Source organism: Pseudoalteromonas sp. SR44-8, from assembly GCF_014163635.1.
Classification (GTDB): Bacteria; Pseudomonadota; Gammaproteobacteria; order Enterobacterales; family Alteromonadaceae; genus Pseudoalteromonas; species Pseudoalteromonas rhizosphaerae.
Window position 1 is genome coordinate 1 of the sequence record NZ_JACJDS010000103.1, and the last position, 401, is coordinate 401.

The 401-nt window shown below is 39.2% G+C and carries 2 pseudogenes; both read right to left on the reverse strand.

What is annotated here, in order from left to right:
- Window positions 1-227: pseudogene (locus tag H5183_RS21510) on the reverse strand (hypothetical protein); the annotation flags it as partial.
- Window positions 214-401, reverse strand: a pseudogene (locus tag H5183_RS21665) (hypothetical protein); the annotation flags it as partial. The pseudogenes H5183_RS21665 and H5183_RS21510, both read right to left, overlap by 14 nt.

Here is a 401-nt window from a genome sequence, read left to right on the forward strand (position 1 = left end):
TAACCAAAATCAATACCACAACTACTATGACCACACGACTCTGAATAGGCCGACTTTATCAAAAAAGGAAATTCTGGCACTGAGCCATCTTCTGTTTCAATCGTCACAACAATGGGCCCACGATAACCATGCGCTTTATCGAATACCGTAGTGCAACTTGTTGTCAAAAAACACGCCAGTAGCACACAGTAAAATTGCAGTACAGTTTTACGCTTATAATCCTTCATATTCAGCTTCCCTTGGCTTTAAAATATGTTCTTGGCAAGTCATTTTGTTCCAACAATCCGTTTCGGGTACACCGTAATACCACGCTCTAAAAATCGGTTGATACTTTTCAATTACCCGTTGTTGCATACGTTTTGAAAAATGGGGTAAGTAAAAAGTTTTGATCACCGTAATGT